The following is a 19,115-nucleotide window of genomic DNA, read 5'->3' as shown; positions in this document are numbered from 1 at the left end:
GTCGGGATCCCGTCCGGGAAACAGACGCGCCCGGGGTGCGGCCGGCGCGAGTGATGCGCGCCGTGCTCCCCGGGACACGGCTACTTCGTGTCGGAGTCGCCGTCGGTCTTCTTCGGCTCTTCGTCGGCCTTCGCCTCGGTGGGCTCCGCCTCCTCGGCCTTGGCCTCCACCGTGTCCTCGGCCTTCTCGTCGGCCTTCTCCTCGGCCACGTCCTTCTTGCCGAAGTCGACGGCCTTGTCGCCGGAGGCGGCGGCAGCGCCGGCGGGCTCGTCGTCGGTCTCGGTGAGGGAGGAGGCGTCGTCCGGAACGATGTCGGTGTCGGACTTCAGGTCGTGCTCGATGCCGTGCACGATGCGGTTGTACTCGTCGTCCGTGAGCACGGCGCCGATCGCGTTCTTCGCGAAGAGGAGGTCGACGCCCGGGCCGGCGTCGAGGAGGACCGTGTCCTCGTTGACTTCCTTGACCGTCGCGTACATGCCCCCGATGGTGCGGACGCCACTGCCGGGCTGCATCTCGTTCCGCATCTGCTTCGCCTGCTGCTGGCGCTTCCGGTTGGAACGCGTCATCAGGAACATGGCTGCGATAAGGACGATGAAGAAGAGAAGAGGCAAGGTATTCACGAGACGGAATTTCCTTCGCGCAGCCGCGGCGGTGAGCGGCCTGGATGATGGGGGTGTGGTCGGCGCCGCCCGCAAAGGCAGCATCGGCGGAGTCTAAGCGAGTCCGCGCGCATGGAACAACGCTCAGCATGGCACCTGGGTTCCTGCGCCCGCCAATGCCCCGCCGTCACGAAGAGATCACGTCTGCCCACGGGCCCCGCGGGGCGGGCGGCCCAGTACCGGGGCCAGGGGTAAGGGAGAGACGGGACACATCCCGCCGCAGACACGCAGACCGGGCACGGCATGTCCGACGCCGGACACATCAGGTCCGACGCCGGCCACACAGCCCCCGGCACCGCACAGCCGACGGCCGGGCGCGGCGCATCCGGTGGTGGGTGGGGCGGCCGGGGGCGGTGTGTTCGGGGCCGTGTGTGGGGGCGGCGTTGGTGGGGCGGGTCCGCGTCCGGGCGGCCGCCCGGGTCACGTGCCGAACAGGTCCTGTTGGCCTGGTCCCGTCCCCCGGGGGGCCGTCAGGCCCAGGTGCGCCCAGGCCGCGGGGGTGGCGACGCGGCCGCGTGGGGTGCGGGCGAGGAGGCCCTCGCGGACCAGGAAGGGCTCGGCGACCTCCTCGACGGTCTCGCGCTCCTCCCCCACCGCGACGGCCAGCGTCGACAGACCGACCGGGCCGCCGCCGAAGAGCTTGAGCAGGGCCTCCAGGACCGCGCGGTCGAGCCGGTCGAGGCCGCGTTCGTCGACCTCGTAGACGGCCAGTGCCGCGTGCGCGATCTCGCGGGTGATCAGTCCGTCCGCCTTCACTTGCGCGTAGTCGCGGACGCGGCGCAGCAGCCGGTTGGCGATCCGGGGCGTACCGCGCGAGCGGCCGGCGATCTCGGCGGCGCCGGCCGGGTCGATCTCGACGTCCAGCAGGTTCGCCGAGCGGTGCACCACCCGCTCCAGCTCCCGCGGCTCGTAGAACTCCATGTGCGCGGTGAAGCCGAAGCGGTCACGCAGCGGCGGCGGCAGCAGGCCGGCCCGCGTGGTGGCGCCGACCATGGTGAACGGCGGGAGTTCGAGGGGGATGGCGGTGGCGCCGGGGCCCTTGCCGACGATGACGTCGACCCGGAAGTCCTCCATCGCCATGTACAGCATCTCCTCGGCGGGCCGGGACATGCGGTGGATCTCGTCGAGGAAGAGCACCTCCCCCTCCTGGAGGGAGGAGAGGATCGCCGCCAGGTCGCCGGCGTGCTGGATGGCGGGGCCCGAAGTGATGCGGATCGGGGCGCCCATCTCCGCCGCGATGATCATCGAGAGGGTGGTCTTGCCCAGGCCGGGGGCGCCGGAGAGCAGCACGTGGTCGGCGGTGGCGCCGCGCGCGCGGGCAGCCCGCAGGACCAGGTCCAGCTGCTCGCGGACCTTCTCCTGGCCGATGAACTCGCCGAGGTCCTTGGGGCGCAGGGCGGCCTCGACGGCCTGGTCCTCACGGTCGGCGACAGCACCCACCAGCCGCTCCGCGTCGGCGCCGGTGTCGGTCGTGTCGTCCCAGTTCATAAGTGATGTGCCTCAGCGGTGGTGGGGTCAGCGGGCGCGGTTGAGGGTCTGCAGGGCCGCCCTGAGCAGCTGGCCGACCTGGGGGGTCCCCCCGGCGGCGTCGGCCTGCGGGGCGACCGCGGTGACGGCCTCCTCGGCCTCCCTGGTCGCATAGCCGAGGCCGATCAGCGCGGCGTGCAGCTGGTCGCGCCAGCCCTGGCTGACCGGCGCGCCGATCGCGGGGGCGCCGAGGGGTTCACCGAGCCGGTCCTTGAGCTCCAGGAGCAGCTTCTGGGCGCCCTTCTTGCCGATGCCGGGGACGGCGGTGAGGGCCTTCTCGTCGCCGGTGGCGACGGCCCGGCGCAGCGCGTCGGGGCTGTGCACCGCCAGCATGGCCTGGGCGAGCCGGGGTCCGACCCCGCTCGCCGTCTGCAGCAGCTCGAAGGTCTGGCGCTCGTCGTCGTCGGCGAAGCCGTACAGGGTGAGCGAGTCCTCCCGGACGACGAGGGAGGTGGCGAGCTTGGCCTGCTGGCCCATCCGCAGCCCGGACAGGGTGTTGGGCGTGCACTGGACCGCGATGCCGATCCCGCCCACCTCGACGACCGCGGAGTCCGGGGCGAGGGCGGCGACCGGGCCGCTCACGAAGGCGATCATGCCGTACGGCCTTTCGTTGCGTTGGCTGCGTGCAGGGCGACGGCCTGCTTGAGCCGGTTCTGGGCGGGGGCCCGCCAGATGTGGCAGATGGCGAGCGCGAGGGCGTCGGCGGCGTCGGCCGGCTTGGGCGGCGCGTCCAGCCGCAGCAGCCGGGTGACCATGGAGCCGACCTGGGCCTTGTCGGCGCGCCCCGAGCCGGTGACGGCGGCCTTGACCTCGCTTGGGGTGTGCAGGGCGACCGGGATGCCCCGGCGGGCGGCGCACAGCATGGCGACGGCGCTGGCCTGGGCGGTGCCCATCACGGTCCGTACGTTGTGCTGGCTGAACACCCGCTCCACGGCGACGAATTCGGGCCGGTGCTCGTCCAGCCACTGCTCGATGCCCTGCTCGATGGCGACCAGGCGATGGCCGAGTTCGGCGTCCGCGGGCGTGCGGACGACTCCGACACCGACCATGGTCAACGGCCGTCCGGCGACGCCTTCGACGACCCCGACACCGCATCGGGTCAGTCCGGGGTCCACCCCGAGTACACGCACCGCGCCCCTCCCGTCGTCCTCCCCCAGCCACCGCTGGGCGGTACCCCCAGTTCATGCAGGCTATCCGGTGCCACCGACAACAGCGGCGGGCCGGTGGGACGTGTCCCTCCGGCCCGCCGAAATCGCTCGGCCCACGGCGGCGTTACGCGTCGACCTTCTCCATGACCTCGTCGCTGACGTCGAAGTTGGCGAAGACGTTCTGCACGTCGTCGCTGTCCTCAAGGGCGTCGATCAGCCTGAAGATCTTCCGGGCGCCCTCCTCGTCCAGCTCGACCTGCATGGTCGGGACGAAGTTGGCCTCGGCGGAGTCGTAGTCGATGCCGGCGTCCTGCAGGGCGGTGCGGACCGCGACCATGTCGGTGGCCTCGCTGAGCACCTCGAAGGACTCGCCGAGGTCGTTGACCTCCTCGGCGCCCGCGTCGAGGACCGCGCCCAGCACGTCGTCCTCCGTCAGCTCGCCCTTGGGGACGATCACGACGCCCTTGCGGTTGAAGAGGTACGACACCGAGCCCGGGTCGGCCATGGAGCCGCCGTTGCGGGTCATGGCGACACGGACGTCGGAGGCGGCGCGGTTGCGGTTGTCGGTGAGGCACTCGATGAGCACCGCGACGCCGTTCGGGCCGTAGCCCTCGTACATGATCGTCTCGTAGTCGGCGCCACCGGCTTCGAGACCGCCGCCACGCTTGACCGCGGAGTCGATGTTCTTGTTCGGGACCGACTGCTTCTTCGCCTTCTGGATGGCGTCGTAAAGCGTCGGGTTGCCCTCGATGTCGACGCCGCCCATCCGCGCGGCGACCTCGATGTTCTTGATCAGCTTCGCGAAGAGCTTGCCGCGCTTGGCGTCGATCACGGCCTTCTTGTGCTTCGTCGTGGCCCATTTAGAGTGGCCGGACATCTGCCTGTCTCCTTCGCGTAACCCATCTCTGCAACGAACGCCAGAGATCCTACTAGGACTCCGTCGCCCGGTTCGCGTGCACCATGTCGACGAACAGGGAGTGCACACGGTGGTCGCCGGTCAGTTCCGGGTGGAACGACGTGGCGAGCGCGTTGCCCTGGCGGACCGCGACGATGTGGCCCTCGTGTTCGGCGAGCACCTCGGCCGCGGCGCCGACCGACTCGACCCAGGGGGCGCGGATGAACACGCCCTCTACAGGATCGCCCGCGACGCCCTTGACGTCGACCGCCGCCTCGAACGACTCGTTCTGCCGGCCGAAGGCGTTGCGGCGCACGATCATGTCGATGCCGCCGATCGTCTCCTGGCCCGAGCGCGGGTCGAGGATCTTGTCGGCGAGCATGATCATGCCTGCGCAGGTGCCGTAGACGGGCATTCCGGCCCGCACGCGCGCGCGGAGGGGCTCCATCACGCCGAACAGGACGGCCAGTTTGGAGATGGTGGTGGACTCGCCGCCCGGGATGACCAGGCCGTCCACCTCGGCGAGTTCCTCGGCGCGCCGGACCGGCCTGGCCAGGGCGTCGGCCGCGGCCAGGGCGACGAGGTGCTCCCGTACGTCGCCCTGGAGCGCGAGTACGCCGACCACGGGAGTGGTCATCACCAGCCCCGGTTCGCGTAGCGCTCGGTCTCGGGGAGGGTGTCGCAGTTGATGCCGACCATGGCCTCGCCGAGGTTGCGGGACGCGTCGGCGATGATCTTCGGGTCGTCGTAGAAGGTGGTCGCCTTGACGATGGCGGCGGCGCGCTTGGCCGGGTCGCCGGACTTGAAGATGCCGGAGCCGACGAAGACGCCCTCGGCACCGAGCTGGCGCATCAGGGCCGCGTCGGCCGGGGTGGCGACGCCGCCGGCGGAGAACAGCACCACCGGGAGCTTGCCGAGCTCGGCGACCTCCTTGACGATCTCGTACGGGGCGCGCAGTTCCTTGGCGGCGGCGTACAGCTCGTTGTTGTCGTAGCCGCGCAGGCGGGCGATCTCGTTCTTGATCTGGCGCAGGTGGCGGACGGCCTCGACGACGTTGCCGGTGCCGGCCTCGCCCTTGGAGCGGATCATGGCCGCGCCCTCGGCGATCCGGCGCAGCGCCTCGCCGAGGTTGGTGGCACCGCAGACGAAGGGGGTGGTGAAGGCCCACTTGTCGGAGTGGTTGACCTCGTCGGCCGGGGTGAGGACCTCGGACTCGTCGATGTAGTCGACACCGAGCGACTGGAGGACCTGGGCCTCGACGAAGTGGCCGATCCGGGACTTGGCCATGACCGGGATGGAGACGGCTTCGATGATGCCCTCGATCATGTCCGGGTCGGACATCCGGGCCACTCCGCCGTCCTTGCGGATGTCGGCCGGGACCCGCTCCAGGGCCATGACGGCGACGGCGCCCGCGTCCTCGGCGATCTTCGCCTGCTCCGGCGTGACGACGTCCATGATCACGCCGCCCTTGAGCTGTTCGGCCATGCCGCGCTTCACGCGGGCGGTGCCGGTCTCGGGGGCCTGGTTCTCAAAGGTGGACACGGGTGACCTCACTGGGTGAAAGAGGGTTTCTGCAAACACCGAGGAAACGCGAGTGGACCAGTCCACAGCAAGGGCCAATGGCAAGCCGGTGGATCCTTTTGGCCTGCCGGGACCGGCCCGCCGCAGCTCAGGCGGCCGGTCCGGCGCCACGGTCCGCCAGCGCGGCGGGCGGCTCGTCGTCCATTTCGAAGGCCATCGGGAAGGGGGCGTGGCCGGCCAGCCGGAACCAGCGGACCTTGCGGTGCTCGCGCAGCCGGCGGGCCGCGCCGACGGCGTCGTTGTGGAAGCGGCGGGCCATCGGCACCCGGCGCACGGCCTCGGCGAGCTCGCTCGTGGCGGCCTCGCCGCCGGGGGCCGCACGGACCTCCTCGACCTGCTGCGGATGCTCGAAGACCGCGCGCAGGGCCTGGCTCAGGTCGCTCTCGGCGACCTCCCGCTGGTCCTCCTCGGCCTGCCGGGCGGCGTGCGCGGCCTCGTACAGCACGATCGACGCGGCGGGGTCCAGCACCCCCGCGGTCGCCAGCTCTTGGGCGACGGAGGCGCGCCGCAGCAGCTGGGCGTCGAGGGCGGCGCGGGCGGCGTCGATACGCGCGTGCAGCCGGTCGAGCCGTCCCGCGGTCCAGCTCAGGTACAGGCCGATCACCACGAGGGCGGCGAGGATCCAGAGGGTCCAGATGAGCGTTGCGGTCACGGGCGGAACGCTATAGGACGCGCCCGCGGGAGCGCCCCCGAAGGGGCGCGGGCCGTATCCCGCATGCGGCTACCGCCGCGCGAGCGCGACCGGCCACGACGGCGTTGTGGCCGTCGGACGGCACTCCCGGCGGAGCGGCTAGTCCCGCGCCAGCCCGAACCGGGCCCGCAGCCCCGGGCGTTCGTCCGCCGCCACCGCCGCCGCGCCCGCGGTCACCGTCTCGTAGACGGACAGGATGTCCGCGCCCACGGTCGACCAGTCGAAGCGGCGCACGTGCACGCTGCCGCGTGCGCTCAGCGCGGCCCGGCGCTCCGGGTCCGCCAGAAGCCGTACCGCCGCCTGAGCCAGTTCGTCCGCGTCCTCGTTGGCGAAGAGTTCGCCCGCCGCTCCCTGGTCCAGGACCTGGGCGAAGGCGTCGAGGTCGGAGGCGAGGACGGGTGCCCCGGCGGAGAGCGCTTCGACCAGGATGATCCCGAAGCTCTCGCCACCCGTGTTGGGCGCGATGTACAGGTCGAGGCTGCGCAGGAAGCGGGCCTTGTCCTCGTCGCTGATCATGCCGAGGAACTCGACGCGGGAGCGCAGTTCGGCGGGCAGGGACTCGACGGCGGCCTCCTCGTCGCCGCGGCCGGCCACCAGAAGACGCGTCTGCGGGCGGGCGGCGAGGATCTCGGGCAGCGCCTTCATCAGCACCGGCAGGCCCTTGCGGGGCTCGTCGATCCGGCCGATGAAGCCGATGGTGTCGCCCTGCCACTCGGGGCGCGGCTCGGCCTCGGCGAAGAAGTCGACGTCGACGCCGTTGGGGATGACCACCGCGTCCCCGCCGAGGTGCTCGACCAGCGTCCGGCGGGCGTACTCGCTGACCGCGATCCGGGCGCTGATCTTCTCCAGGGCGGCCTGCAGGATCGAGTACGCGGCGATCATCGCGCGGGAGCGCGGGTTGGAGGTGTGGAAGGTCGCGACCATCGGGCCCTGCGCGGCCCAGCAGGTCAGCAGGCCGAGGGAGGGCGAGGCCGGCTCGTGGATGTGGACCACGTCGAACGCCCCGTCGTGCAGCCAGCGCCGCACCCGCGCGGCGGACAGGAAGCCGAAGTTGAGGCGGGCCACCGAGCCGTTGTACGGCACCGGGACCGCGCGGCCCGCCGAGACGACGTACGGCGGCAGCGGGGTGTCGTCGTCGGCCGGGGCGAGGACGGAGACGTCGTGGCCGAGGCGGATGAAGTACTCGGCGAGGTCGCGGATGTGGAACTGGACGCCACCCGGCACGTCCCAGGAGTACGGGCAGACGATGCCGATCCTCACGACGGTCCCTCCGCGGGGTCGAGGTCGGCGAGCCACAGCCGCTGGAGCATGTGCCAGTCCTCCGGATGGTCGGCGATCCCGGTGGCGAAGGCATCGGCCAGCGCCTGTGTCATGACAGACGTCTTCGACTCCCGGTCACCTGACTCGGGGACGTCGATCGGCGCGTGCACCCGGCCCTTCATGACGGGGGTGTCGTCGTACCAGAGGGTCACCGGGAGCAGGTACGCGCCGGTCTGCTGGGCCAGCAGGGCCGGTCCGGCCGGCATCCGGGCCTTGTCGCCGAAGAAGTCCACCTCGACTCCGGAGGCGGACAGGTCACGGTCGGCGACCAGGCAGATCAGGCCGCCGTCGCGGAGCCTGCGGGCGAGGGTGCCGAAGGCGGAGCCCCCGCTGTGCGGCAGGACCTCCATGCCGAGGCTCTCGCGGTAGGCGACGAAACGGTCGTAGAGCGTCTCCGGCTTGAGGCGCTCGGCGACCGTGGTGAACGGTGTCTTCAGCTCGGTGGTGACCCAGGCGCCGGCGAGATCCCAGTTGGCCAGGTGCGGCAGGGCGATGATCACGCCCCGGCCGGAGGCGAGGCCGTCGGTGAGGTGGTGGACGTCCTTGGGCGCGAAACCGGTCCGGACCCGGTCCTCGCTCCAGGCAGGCAGCCGGAAGGACTCCATCCAGTAGCGCAGGTACGACCGCATGCCCGCGCGCGACAGCTCGCGCAGCCGCTCCGGGCTCGCGTCGGGCAGCACGCGCGCGTAGTTGGACTCCAGGCGCTCGACGCCCTTGCCGCGCTGCCGCCAGGCGAGGTCCGCGACGGTCCGGCCGAGGCGCACGGCGACCGGCTCGGGGAGTCTCTTGACGGTGCTCCAGCCGAGCCCGTACAGACCGTCGGTGAGCCGGTCGGCGGCGGTCACTGCCCGGCCTCGCTCCCGTGGGAGGCCTTCTCCCGCTCGGCCGCGGCCTCCGCCTCGGCGGACTCCCGGCGGACCGTGACGACCCGCTGGACGAGGGTGACCAGGCTGCCGACGGCGACGACCCACAGGGCGATCGGGAGCAGGATCTGGATGCCCGGCACACCGAACTTGTGGAGACCGGCCAGACCGGCCGCCACCAGCGAGATCACCAGGCGCTCGGCGCGCTCGACGAGACCGTTGACGGCCACCGGCAGCCCGATCGACTCGCCGCGCGCCTTGGTGTACGACACCACCTGGCCGCTGGCCAGGCAGAAGATGGAGACGGCGCACAGGACGTTGTTGTCGCCGTTGCCCGCGTACCAGAGGGCGAAGCCGCCGAAGATGGCGCCGTCGGCGACCCGGTCCAGGGTGGAGTCCAGGAAGGCGCCCCAGCGGCTGGTGCGGCCCAGCTGGCGGGCCATGTTTCCGTCGACCAGGTCCGAGAACACGAACAGTGTGATCACGATCGTGCCCCAGAAGAACTCGCCCCGGGGGAAGAAGACCAGCGCGCCCGCGACCACTCCGGCCGTGCCGAGGAGCGTGACCGTGTCCGGGCTCACACCCCGGCGGATGAGAAACGCGGCGAACGGTGTGAGGACACGCGTGAAAAATGCACGCGCGTACTTGTTCAGCATGGCCTTCCCGACGGTCGTTGCGCCGTGCGGCCCCTGCTGGCCACCCCGGCTGGCCCATCGTAGCCACGCGCGCGTGTGGGCGACGGGTGGGCACTCGCAGAGGCCACCGGTGGCGGTGTGCGCGGAGGGCACCGGTGGCGGCGCGCGGAGGACCCCGTGGGCACGATCACGTCCTTCGTATGGACGCACCGTGACGGGAGTGGAAAGCTCGAATAACCGCGGGCGCCATCGGAGCCGCCACCGCACGCGGCCCGCCATGCTCGCCCGCGCCCACACAGACCTCACCGTGCACGGGAGGCATAGCCATGGGCGACAAGGTCAAGGAACACCCCGGAGCCGCCGGCAGGGCTACAGCGGCCGACCACCCCGCGTCCATACGGAATGTGGTGCTGGTCGGCCACTCCGGATCGGGCAAGACCACGTTGGTGGAGGCTCTCGCGCTGACCGCGGGAGCGGTGAACCGGGCGGGCCGGGTGGAGGACGGCGGCACGGTCTCGGACTACGACGACATCGAGCACCGGCAGCAGCGCTCCGTACAGCTGTCACTGGTACCGGTCGACTGGAACGGAATCAAGATCAATATCCTGGACACCCCGGGATACGCCGACTTCGTCGGTGAACTGAGGGCCGGTCTGCGCGCGGCGGACGCGGCCCTTTTCGTCGTCTCGGCCTCGGACGGGGTGGACGGCTCGACCCGGATGGTGTGGGAGGAGTGCGCCGCCGTCGGGATGCCCCGGGCGATCGTCGTCACGCACCTGGAGGCCGCCCGCGCGGACTTCGAGGAGATGACCCGGGTGTGCGCCGAGGCGTTCGGCGCGGACGACCCCGACGCCGTCCTCCCGCTCTACCTGCCGCTGCACGGCCCGCAGGGTCCGGACGGGCACGCACCCGTGACCGGTCTCGTCGGGCTGCTCACGCAGAAGCTGTTCGACTACTCCTCCGGGGAGCGCAAGGAGTCCGAGCCCGGGCCCGACCAGCTGCCGGACATCGACGAGGCCCGCAACCGGCTGATCGAGGGGATCATCTCGGAGAGCGAGGACGAGACGCTCATGGACCGCTATCTGGGCGGCGAGCAGATCGACCTCAAGACGCTGATCGAGGATCTGGAGCGGGCCGTGGCACGCGGGGCGTTCTTCCCCGTGCTGGCCGCCGCCCCGGCCACCGACGGCGCCCGCCAGGGGCTCGGCACGGTGGAACTGCTGGAGCTGGTCACGGGCGGGTTCCCGACCCCGTTCGAGCACCCCACGCCGGGGGTCACCACCATCGACGGCGAGCCGCGTGACATCAAGCCGTGCGACACGGGCGGCCCGCTGGTCGCCGAGGTGGTGAAGACCGCCTCCGACCCGTACGTCGGCCGGGTCTCGCTGGTCCGGGTCTTCTCCGGCACCCTGCGCCCCGACGAGACGGTCCATGTCTCCGGGCACGGCCTCGCCGACCGCGGCCACGAGGACCATGACGTCGACGAGAAGATCGGCGCCCTGTCCACGCCGTTCGGCAAGCAGCAGCGCCCGGTCACCCATGTCATCGCCGGTGACCTCGCGTGCGTGGCGAAGCTCGGCCGCGCGGAGACCGGGGACACCCTCTCCGGCAAGGACGACCCGCTGCTCATGGAGCCGTGGGAGATGCCCGACCCGCTGCTCCCGCTGGCCATCCAGGCACACAGCAAGGCGGACGAGGACAAGCTCTCGCAGGGCCTGTCCCGCCTGGTCGCCGAGGATCCGACCATGCGGCTGGAACAGAACCAGGACACCCACCAGGTGGTGCTGTGGTGCCTCGGGGAGGCGCACGCGGACGTCGCCCTGGAACGGCTGCGCAGCCGGTACGGCGTCCAGGTCGACGTCGTACCGCACAAGGTGTCCCTCCGGGAGACGTTCGCCGGCAAGTCCGCCGGGCGCGGCCGGCACGTCAAACAGTCCGGCGGGCACGGGCAGTTCGCGATCTGCGAGATCGAGGTGGAGCCGCTGCCGGGCGGCTCCGGCATCGAGTTCGTCGACAAGGTGGTCGGCGGCGCGGTACCCCGGCAGTTCATCCCGTCCGTCGAGAAGGGCATCAGGGCGCAGGCCACCAAGGGGGTCGCCGCCGGCTACCAGCTGGTCGACGTGCGGGTCACCCTGCTCGACGGCAAGGCGCACTCGGTGGACTCCTCCGACGCCGCCTTCCAGACGGCGGGCGCGCTGGCGCTGCGGGAGGCCGCGGCGGACGCCAGGATCCATCTCCTCGAGCCGGTTGCCGAGGTGTCCGTGCTGGTCGGCGACGACTACGTGGGCGCGGTGATGAGCGACCTGTCCGGACGGCGCGGCCGGGTCCTCGGCACCGAGCAGACCAGTGGCGGGCGCACGCTCATCAAGGCCGAGGTGCCCGAGTTCGAGATCGGCCGGTACGCGGTCGACCTGCGCTCGCTGTCGCACGGGACGGCGCGTTTCAGCCGCGCGTACGCCCGCCACGAGCCGATGCCACCGCAGATCGCCGAGAAAATTCGCGAACAGGTCAAGGAGGCCTCGTAGTCGCCTCATAGTCGGGATGGTCGACGAGTTGCCGCAGTCGGCGACAAGGGTGTTCGGCGGACGGCTTCGGCCGTCCGCCGACGGTTGTCGGTGGCCGGGGATACCCTGAGTACTTGATCAACAGGTGTGCGGAGTACGGAAGTCGGGAAGGCCGCAGGAGCGGGACGGCGGCAAGTGGGGGCGGGAATGAGCTTCGAGGACTTCTTCGGGCCACAGGTGCCCAGGCCGGGCGGCGAGGCGCAGGCCCCGACCTATGCCCTGGCCTCGGCGGCCTACCGGGACACGCCGATGGAGGAGATCAAGAAGGCCGACAACGAGTGGCACCAGTCCACGGTCAACGCGGGCCGCAAGTGGGCGAAGATCTTCCGGCCCAACTTCGGTGAGGCGTACTCCCAGGCGGTCATCGACCGCATGCTGGGCGTCGACCGCAAACCGCTGATCCAGTCCTTCGGCAGCGAACCCCAGGTGGTCGTCGAGCACTGCCTGGCGGCCAACCGCATCCGCAAGGAACGCGACCAGCGGCTGACCGCCGTCATGCTCCTGTGCGGCGTGCTGTTCCTGCCCGGCCTGGTGGTCTGGCTGCTGGTCTTCCAGCTCCGCGCGTCCATGCTGAAGGCCGGCGACAAGCGGGTCTCCGGGCTCGGCAGCGCCCTGCTGGCCGCCGTCGGCGTGCTCGCGGTGATCTTCCTGATCCGGATGCCGCTCGCCGGCTTCTGGGGCTGGTACGCGCGCGGCTGCGTCGTGCTGCCGGTCGTCGGCTGGTATCTGGCCAAGCGGCTCTGCGAGAGCACCGCGAGGGACCTGCGCGCGGCCTGGGACGGTCTGCTCTCCGGCGGCAGCGTCGGCGCGAAGGTCCCCGAGGCGGTGCCGACCAGCCCCGACCAGGCCGCGGCCGAGCAGCTGCGCCAGTCACTGGCCCGGCTCAGCGCCGAGCAGCAGTCCAACGCGGTCTTCTACGCCGGCACCAAGGGCATACTCGGCATGGGCACCCGCTGGGGTTCCTGGGTGCTCGCGGAGGAACTGGTCCCGCTCGACCCGGTCAAGGGCGTCCATGAGTTCCGGGCCTGGACGGTCGTCCGGGAGATCGAGAAGGAGCTGAGCGTGCTGCACCGGCAGCACCTGAAGACCGGCGGTTTCCCCGAACCCCAGGTCAAGCACTGGATCGTCACCCATGTCGGAGCGGGCGCCAAGGCGGTGTCCAGGCCCGAGGGGACCGACTACAAGGTGGGGCCCGCCGACGTGGAGCGGATCTGCAACAGCAACCACTTCGACAAGGGCGAACGCCACTACCTGGGCGTGCAGTGGCCGTACCTGTGGAACGGCGACCTGATCATCACGATGATGGCGACCGTGACCGTGCTGAAGGAGACCCTCCGCATCGAGGTCACCGGACACGCGCTGGGCCCGGTCAACGGCCTGTTCAACGGCAAGCCCGAGGCCCCCACCAGGACGGTCGCCAAGACCGTGCGGTTCTGGGAGACCCGGACCGTCAAGCTGCCGCTGGTCACCCCCGACGAGGTGGTCCGCCTCGGCGCCCGTGCCGCCGTCAGCTGGTACCCGCCGCTGCTGAAGTGGCTCGGCGGTTCCATAGGCCTGCCCGAGCCGTTCGGACTGCGGCACGCCTGGGCCGACCAGCCCTGGGACCACCGCTTCATGGCCGACGACGCGTTGCGCGCTGCCACGCCGATACTCCGGGCCGTGCACCGGGCCGCGCTCAGTGTCCTCAAGGAACACGACGTCGACATCGACAAGTTCAACTCGCGGGCGGGGAACCTCAGCGGAGCGGTCCAGGACGCGTCACCGAAGAAGGCGGACAAGTACGACGCGTGAGCCTCCGGCGGCAGAGCCGAAGAGGGGGTCGCGAGCGCCGCCCGGGGGCTGCCGCCCCCGCACCCCCGCTTCGGCCTGAACGGCCTCGTCCGCAAACGCCGGACGGGCTGGTCACGCCGCCGTCGGCCAGGCCTCGGCCAGCATCTTGCGGGTGTCCGCCAGCAACTGGGGCAGCACCCGGGTGTGGCCCACCACCGGCATGAAGTTCGTGTCGCCGCCCCAGCGGGGGACGATGTGCTGGTGCAGGTGGGCCGCGATGCCCGCGCCGGCCACTGTGCCCTGGTTCATGCCGATGTTGAAGCCGTGCGCGCCCGACGCCGTGCGCAGCGCGGTCATCGCCTGCTTGGTCAGCTCGGCCAGTTCGGCCGTCTCCGGGCCGGTCAGGTCCGTGTAGTCGGCGACATGGCGGTACGGGACCGTCATCAGATGGCCGCCGTTGTACGGGTAGAGGTTGAGCACCGCGTAGACGTGCTCGCCGCGCCGGACGATCAGCCCGTCCTCGTCGGATTTGGCCGGGATCGAGCAGAAGGGACAGCCGTCCTCGGCGCCTGGGCCGGTCGGCTTGTTCTCGCCCTGGATGTAGGCCATCCGGTGGGGCGTCCACAGGCGCTGGAACGCGTCCTGCGTCCCCACTCCGATCTGCTGCTCCGGCTCACTCGTCATGCTAGGCAGCATATGGCTTCGCCCGTTCGCGGCGTGTCGCCGGGGCCAGCGGAAACCGCCGGGCGGCGAAGCTGGGCGGATGGACGACGAGAGCCGCCTGGACCGCTGGAAGCGGGGGACGGACCTTCCGCTCGGCATCGCGTCCCTGGTCTTCCTGGGCGCGTACGCGGTGCATGTGCTGGCGCCCGGACTGCCCAGGGGCGTGCACGACCTGTTCCTGTCGCTGACCTACGGGGCGTGGGCGCTGTTCGCCGTCGACTACGCGGTGCGCTGGCGGATCAGCGGTGAGGGCCCGCGCTTCGTACGACGGCAGTGGCTGGACACGCTCGTGCTGCTGCTGCCCCTGATGCGGCCGGTGCGGATCGTGCGTACCTACGAGGCGATGCAGCGCAGGCACGGGCATCCCCGGCTCGCGCTGCAGGCCCGCGTGATGTCCTACGCGACCCTGTCGATCGCCCTGCTGGGCTTCGCCGGTGCACTCGCCGTCTACCAGGCGGAGCGCGGCGCGCCGAACGCGACGATCCGCACCTTCGGCGACTCCGTGTGGTGGACCTGCTCGACCCTCTCGACCGTGGGGTACGGGGACGTCACCCCGGTGACCACGCTCGGCCGGACCATCGCGGCGGGGCTGATGGCCTGCGGGGTCGCCCTGCTCGGCGCGGTCACCGGCTCGTTCTCCTCGATGCTGCTGCAGCGCTTCGCCCTGGAGGGCGAGGAGGACGCGCTGGCGGGCGGGACGGAGAAGAGGCCCCCGGAGAAGTGATCTCCGAGGGCCTCCGGCCGGGGTGCGGGATCAGACCTGGGTCCGCTCCTCGACCACCTGCGCGATCTTGGCGATGGCCTCCTCGAACGGGATGCCGTTCTCCTGCGAGCCGTCGCGGTAGCGGAAGGAGACCGAGCCGGCCGTCATGTCCTCGTCGCCCGCGATGACCATGAAGGGCACCTTCTGCTTCTGGGCGTTGCGGATCTTCTTCTGCATCCGGTCCGACGACGCGTCGACCTCGACCCGCAGGCCCTTCTTCTTGGCCTCGGCCGCGAACTTCTGCAGGTACTCGACGTGTCCGTCGCCGATCGGGATGCCGACCGCCTGGACCGGCGCCAGCCACGCCGGGAAGGCGCCCGCGTAGTGCTCCAGGAGAACCGCGAAGAACCGCTCGATGGAGCCGAACAGGGCACGGTGGATCATCACCGGGCGCTGCTTGGAGCCGTCCGCGGCGGTGTACTCCAGGTCGAAGCGCTCGGGCAGGTTGAAGTCGAGCTGCACGGTCGACATCTGCCAGGTGCGGCCGATGGCGTCCTTGGTCTGCACGGAGATCTTCGGGCCGTAGAAGGCGGCGCCGCCCGGGTCGGGGACGAGCGGGAGGCCCTGCTTCTCGGCAACCGCGCGGAGCGTCTCCGTGGCCTCCTCCCAGACCTCGTCGGAGCCGACGAACTTCTCCGGGTCCTTGGTGGACAGCTCCAGGTAGAAGTCGGTGAGGCCGTAGTCGCGCAGCAGGTTCAGGACGAAGGTGAGCGTCTTGTCGAGCTCCTCCGCCATCTGCTCCTTGGTGCAGTAGATGTGCGCGTCGTCCTGGGTGAAGCCGCGGGCCCGGGTGAGGCCGTGCACGACACCCGACTTCTCGTAGCGGTACACGGTCCCGAACTCGAAGAGCCGCAGCGGCAGTTCACGGTAGGAACGGCCGCGCGCGTCGAAGATCAGGTTGTGCATCGGGCAGTTCATGGGCTTGAGGTAGTAGTCCACGCCCTCGTCGAGCTGCATGGGCGGGTACATGCCGTCGGCGTACCAGTCCAGGTGCCCGGACGTCTCGAAGAGCTTCCCCTTCGTGGCGTGCGGGGTGTAGACGAACTCGTAGCCCTCCTCCTCGTGCCGGCGGCGCGAGTAGTCCTCCATCACCCGGCGGATGACGCCGCCCTTGGGGTGGAAGACCGCGAGCCCGGAGCCGATCTGCTCCGGGATGGAGAACAGGTCCAGCTCGTTCCCCAGCTTGCGGTGGTCGCGCTTCTCGGCCTCGGCGAGGAAGTCGAGGTACTGCTTCAGCTCGTCCTTGGACGGCCAGGCGGTGCCGTAGATGCGCTGGAGCATCGGGTTCTTCTCGCTGCCGCGCCAGTAGGCGGCCGCGTTGCGCATCAGCTTGAAGGCCGGGATGAGGCGGGTGGACGGCAGGTGGGGACCGCGGCAGAGGTCCTTCCAGCACAGCTCGCCGGTCTTGGCGTCCAGGTTGTCGTAGATCGTCAGCTCACCGGCGCCGACCTCGACGTCCGCGCCGTCGTCGCTGGACGCCGAGCCCTTGAGGCCGATCAGCTCCAGCTTGTACGGCTCGTTCGCCAGCTCCTCGCGGGCGGCCTCGTCGGTCACCACGCGGCGGGAGAACTTCTGCCCGCGCTTCTGGATCTCCTGCATCTTCTTCTCGATGGCCTTGAGGTCATCGGGGTGGAAGGGCTTCTCGACGTCGAAGTCGTAGTAGAAGCCGTCCTTGACCGGCGGGCCGATGCCCAGCTTGGCCTCGGGGAAGAGCTCCTGCACGGCCTGCGCCATGACGTGCGCGGTGGAGTGGCGCAGGATGCCCAGACCGTCCTCCGAGGAGATCTCGACACCCTCGACGGTCTCGCCGTCCGTCAGCTCGTACGCGAGGTCCTTGAGCTCACCGCCCACGCGCGCGGCGATGATCGAGCGCTCGCCGGCGAAGAGCTCGGCGGCCGTAGTCCCCGTCGTCACCACGCGCTCTTCCCGCTCGGAATCGCGTTGGATGATCACACGGACGTCTGACACCGGTCTCTCCTGCCTGAAGGTGAACGCGGCGCCATACCAGGAGCGCGCGCAATACCGGATCGTACCGACCCGGCCCCGCCGACCGCTAAACGGTTACCCACGGTCCTCGGTCAGTCGCAGTCGTCGCCGCTGCACGCCTCCTCGAAGAAGTCGAGGTTCTCCTGGAGCGACTTCACCAGACGGTCCCGCTCGGCCTCGTCCACCTGCACCGGTACGACCCCGGAGGCGCCGGACAGCCGGCGGAAGCCGCCCCGGCTCTCCAGCCGCCCGTGCACCCGCACCGGAAGCCCGACCAGGTGGGCCTGCCCGGCGATCCGGTAGTCCTCCTCGTCGAGGGTGACCCGGACGTACGGCACCTCGGCGCCGGCGATGACCCGCAGCCGTACCGCGCCCTCGCCGCGCGGCTCCGAGCGGCGCATCCGGACCACGGTGCCGGTGATCCGGACGGGTACGGAGGGTTCGTCGCGCAGGAAGCGGGCGCCGGCCTCGCGCAGCACGGGCAGGTCGCCGGGTGAGAACTCGACGGGCTCGGCGGTGGCCGCGCAGTCGTCGGGGACTCCGGCGCCCGGTGCCCACTCGACGGAGATCCGGGCGCCCTCGGTGCCGCGCACGAGCGTGACCAGGGCGTCGGTGAGTTCGCGGCTCACACCCGCCTCGACGGCTCCGTCGAAGGCGTCCATGCCACCGGTGGCCCGCTGGTAGTCGATGGCCTCGCGGGCGGCGTACAGGGCCTGGTGGAGGCGGACGGCGAGGGGCCGCCCGGTGCCGACGGGCACGAAGGCGGTCAGGCCGCGGCCGCCCTCCGCCGAGCCGACGAGGACGGACTCCAGCAGGGCGGCGGCCGCACGCTTGTGCCGGGCGCCGTAGTAACCGGCACGCGCGCGCGTGGCGAGCGCGCCGGCCAGCAGGGTCCCGCGGGCCGCGGTGCGCAGCTGTTCCTCGACCGTCCAGGGCGTGACGTCCGCGGGCCCGCTCGGCACATCCCGCCACCAGCGGATCTCGTCGCTGGGCACCGCCAGCCCGACCAGCACCTCACGCGCGGCGGGCGTACCGCTGCGCACGAGAGCCGTGAGCGCCTCCCCGAGCAGATCGTCACTGTCCGGGAAGGCGCGGCTCTCCGGTACGAGCAGGCTGGTGCCGGTGTTGCCCGGCCCGGGCGGGGTCCAGCGGCCGTAACGCCCCGGGGCTCCCCCGCGCCGCTGCCAGCCGTGCCGGCGCAGCAGGGCGCCGAGCACCGCGGGGTCGACCTCGGTGGGCTCGGGAGGACGGTTCCAGTGGGGGTCCACCGGATGCGGCCGGACTTCCCTCAGCTGCTCCTCGTACGGACGGTGCCTCATGGTCGTCCTCCCGTCCCGACCCGCGTCATGATCTCGCAGAGCGCCCGGTCGTCGAAGATGCGCGAGGTCGGAATCCGCACGGTGGTGCGGTTCCGGCCGGTGATCGGGTGCCCTGCCAGGTTGACCCAGTAGCAGCAGTGGCGCAGATCGAGCCGGTCGTGGCTGGCGCGCAGCCAGTCGTCCTGGGAGCGCGGAACCAGCATCACCACGAGGATCTTGTGCACCGACACCGGTGTGCGGGCGAGCTTGCGCAGGTGGTCGTTGTCCAGCGTGAAGGAGAAGAAACGTCCCGGCGGGTTGGGTGCGATCTGGTACGTGCACTTGAGCTGCACCTTGATGGTCACCTCGTCGTCGACGGTGTGCCCGGGCGAGCCGTGGCTGACGTGCCAGTCGATGCCGTTGTCCGGGAACGGCTGCGAGAGCGAGCAGCCGGCCGCCGCGGCGACGGCGTGCAGATAGCCCACCTGCAGAGTCTCCATGCAGGCGGTGGTGGCGAGTGTGCCGCGATGGGGGCCCGTGCGTTCGGGCAGCAGCCCGCCCCGCTCGGGCTGCGCTATCGCCATGACCAATAGCCTTCCCAGCCAAAGAGTTTCCCCGTGGCGGGCCGCTGAACTGCAAAGACCCGCACTCCTGTTGTGTCCTTCCGGCGTACGCCGCAAACGGCCCGGGTA

At 71.1% G+C, this 19,115-nt stretch carries 17 protein-coding genes and 1 pseudogene; 3 read left to right on the top strand and 15 right to left on the bottom strand.

Features of this window, described 5'->3' with window-relative positions:
• Positions 1-80: 80 nt before the first annotated feature.
• The 11 genes and pseudogenes from yajC to pgsA form a co-directional block, all read right to left on the bottom strand.
• Positions 81-620, bottom strand: a complete 540-nt coding sequence (gene yajC, locus ACWDGI_RS15135; RefSeq protein ID WP_450759051.1) for a preprotein translocase subunit YajC — start codon at positions 618-620, stop codon at positions 81-83.
• Between the two features lie 459 nt (positions 621-1,079).
• Positions 1,080-2,147, bottom strand: coding sequence for a Holliday junction branch migration DNA helicase RuvB (gene ruvB, locus ACWDGI_RS15130; protein ID WP_450759049.1), 1,068 nt, complete (start codon positions 2,145-2,147; stop codon positions 1,080-1,082).
• A gap of 27 nt (positions 2,148-2,174) precedes the next feature.
• Complete coding sequence (gene ruvA / locus ACWDGI_RS15125; RefSeq protein WP_450759047.1) at positions 2,175-2,780, bottom strand: Holliday junction branch migration protein RuvA; 606 nt, start codon at positions 2,778-2,780, stop codon at positions 2,175-2,177.
• A complete protein-coding gene (gene ruvC / locus ACWDGI_RS15120; protein ID WP_450759046.1) occupies positions 2,777-3,316 on the bottom strand; it encodes a crossover junction endodeoxyribonuclease RuvC in 540 nt (179 codons plus the stop codon). Before ruvC ends, ruvA begins: the two co-directional genes overlap by 4 nt.
• A gap of 142 nt (positions 3,317-3,458) precedes the next feature.
• Positions 3,459-4,211: a YebC/PmpR family DNA-binding transcriptional regulator gene (locus tag ACWDGI_RS15115; protein WP_351707251.1), complete on the bottom strand. Its 753-nt coding sequence runs from the start codon at positions 4,209-4,211 to the stop codon at positions 3,459-3,461.
• A gap of 52 nt (positions 4,212-4,263) precedes the next feature.
• Positions 4,264-4,866, bottom strand: a complete 603-nt coding sequence (pdxT, locus tag ACWDGI_RS15110; protein WP_450759044.1) for a pyridoxal 5'-phosphate synthase glutaminase subunit PdxT — start codon at positions 4,864-4,866, stop codon at positions 4,264-4,266.
• Complete coding sequence (gene pdxS / locus ACWDGI_RS15105; RefSeq protein ID WP_450759042.1) at positions 4,866-5,771, bottom strand: pyridoxal 5'-phosphate synthase lyase subunit PdxS; 906 nt, start codon at positions 5,769-5,771, stop codon at positions 4,866-4,868. Before pdxS ends, pdxT begins: the two co-directional genes overlap by 1 nt.
• A gap of 127 nt (positions 5,772-5,898) precedes the next feature.
• A complete protein-coding gene (locus ACWDGI_RS15100) occupies positions 5,899-6,462 on the bottom strand; it encodes a hypothetical protein (RefSeq protein WP_450759040.1) in 564 nt (187 codons plus the stop codon).
• A gap of 138 nt (positions 6,463-6,600) precedes the next feature.
• Entirely contained in the window at positions 6,601-7,761 is a 1,161-nt protein-coding gene (locus ACWDGI_RS15095) for a glycosyltransferase family 4 protein (RefSeq protein WP_450759038.1), read from the bottom strand.
• The gene (locus ACWDGI_RS15090; RefSeq protein ID WP_450759036.1) at positions 7,758-8,666 is read right to left on the bottom strand and encodes a phosphatidylinositol mannoside acyltransferase; all 909 of its coding nucleotides are present in this window, start codon (positions 8,664-8,666) and stop codon (positions 7,758-7,760) included. The genes ACWDGI_RS15095 and ACWDGI_RS15090 overlap by 4 nt, the downstream gene beginning before the upstream one ends.
• A pseudogene (gene pgsA / locus ACWDGI_RS15085) lies at positions 8,663-9,398 on the bottom strand (phosphatidylinositol phosphate synthase). The gene ACWDGI_RS15090 and the pseudogene pgsA overlap by 4 nt, the downstream one beginning before the upstream one ends.
• Positions 9,399-9,645: 247 nt before the next feature.
• On the opposite strand from pgsA, the gene ACWDGI_RS15080 reads away from it, so the two are divergent.
• Positions 9,646-11,844: an elongation factor G-like protein EF-G2 gene (locus tag ACWDGI_RS15080; RefSeq protein ID WP_450759034.1), complete on the top strand. Its 2,199-nt coding sequence runs from the start codon at positions 9,646-9,648 to the stop codon at positions 11,842-11,844.
• Between the two features lie 186 nt (positions 11,845-12,030).
• Complete coding sequence (locus tag ACWDGI_RS15075; RefSeq protein ID WP_450759032.1) at positions 12,031-13,674, top strand: hypothetical protein; 1,644 nt, start codon at positions 12,031-12,033, stop codon at positions 13,672-13,674.
• 111 nt (positions 13,675-13,785) lie between these two features.
• Here the strand turns inward: ACWDGI_RS15075 and ACWDGI_RS15070 are convergent, their stop codons facing one another.
• Positions 13,786-14,349, bottom strand: coding sequence for an HIT family protein (locus ACWDGI_RS15070; protein ID WP_450759030.1), 564 nt, complete (start codon positions 14,347-14,349; stop codon positions 13,786-13,788).
• A 67-nt stretch (positions 14,350-14,416) separates the two neighbouring features.
• Between ACWDGI_RS15070 and ACWDGI_RS15065 the strand changes: the two genes are divergently transcribed.
• Positions 14,417-15,100 carry a potassium channel family protein gene (locus tag ACWDGI_RS15065; RefSeq protein ID WP_450759028.1) on the top strand — a complete coding sequence of 228 codons (684 nt, stop codon included), beginning with the start codon at positions 14,417-14,419 and terminating at the stop codon, positions 15,098-15,100.
• Positions 15,101-15,130: 30 nt separating this feature from the next.
• Here the strand turns inward: ACWDGI_RS15065 and thrS are convergent, their stop codons facing one another.
• The 3 genes from thrS to ACWDGI_RS15050 form a co-directional block, all read right to left on the bottom strand.
• A complete protein-coding gene (gene thrS / locus ACWDGI_RS15060; RefSeq protein WP_450759026.1) occupies positions 15,131-17,107 on the bottom strand; it encodes a threonine--tRNA ligase in 1,977 nt (658 codons plus the stop codon).
• A 110-nt stretch (positions 17,108-17,217) separates the two neighbouring features.
• On the bottom strand, positions 17,218-18,444 hold the full coding sequence (locus ACWDGI_RS15055) for a hypothetical protein (RefSeq protein ID WP_450759024.1): 1,227 nt from the start codon (positions 18,442-18,444) through the stop codon (positions 17,218-17,220).
• The gene (locus ACWDGI_RS15050; protein ID WP_089103211.1) at positions 18,441-19,007 is read right to left on the bottom strand and encodes a DUF4365 domain-containing protein; all 567 of its coding nucleotides are present in this window, start codon (positions 19,005-19,007) and stop codon (positions 18,441-18,443) included. The genes ACWDGI_RS15055 and ACWDGI_RS15050 overlap by 4 nt, the downstream gene beginning before the upstream one ends.
• Positions 19,008-19,115: the final 108 nt, after the last annotated feature.

The sequence above is a fragment of the Streptomyces sp. NPDC001220 genome (assembly GCF_053597895.1).
The sequence above is the reverse complement of the archived record's forward strand: the minus strand, read 5'-3'. Positions and strand labels throughout refer to the sequence as shown.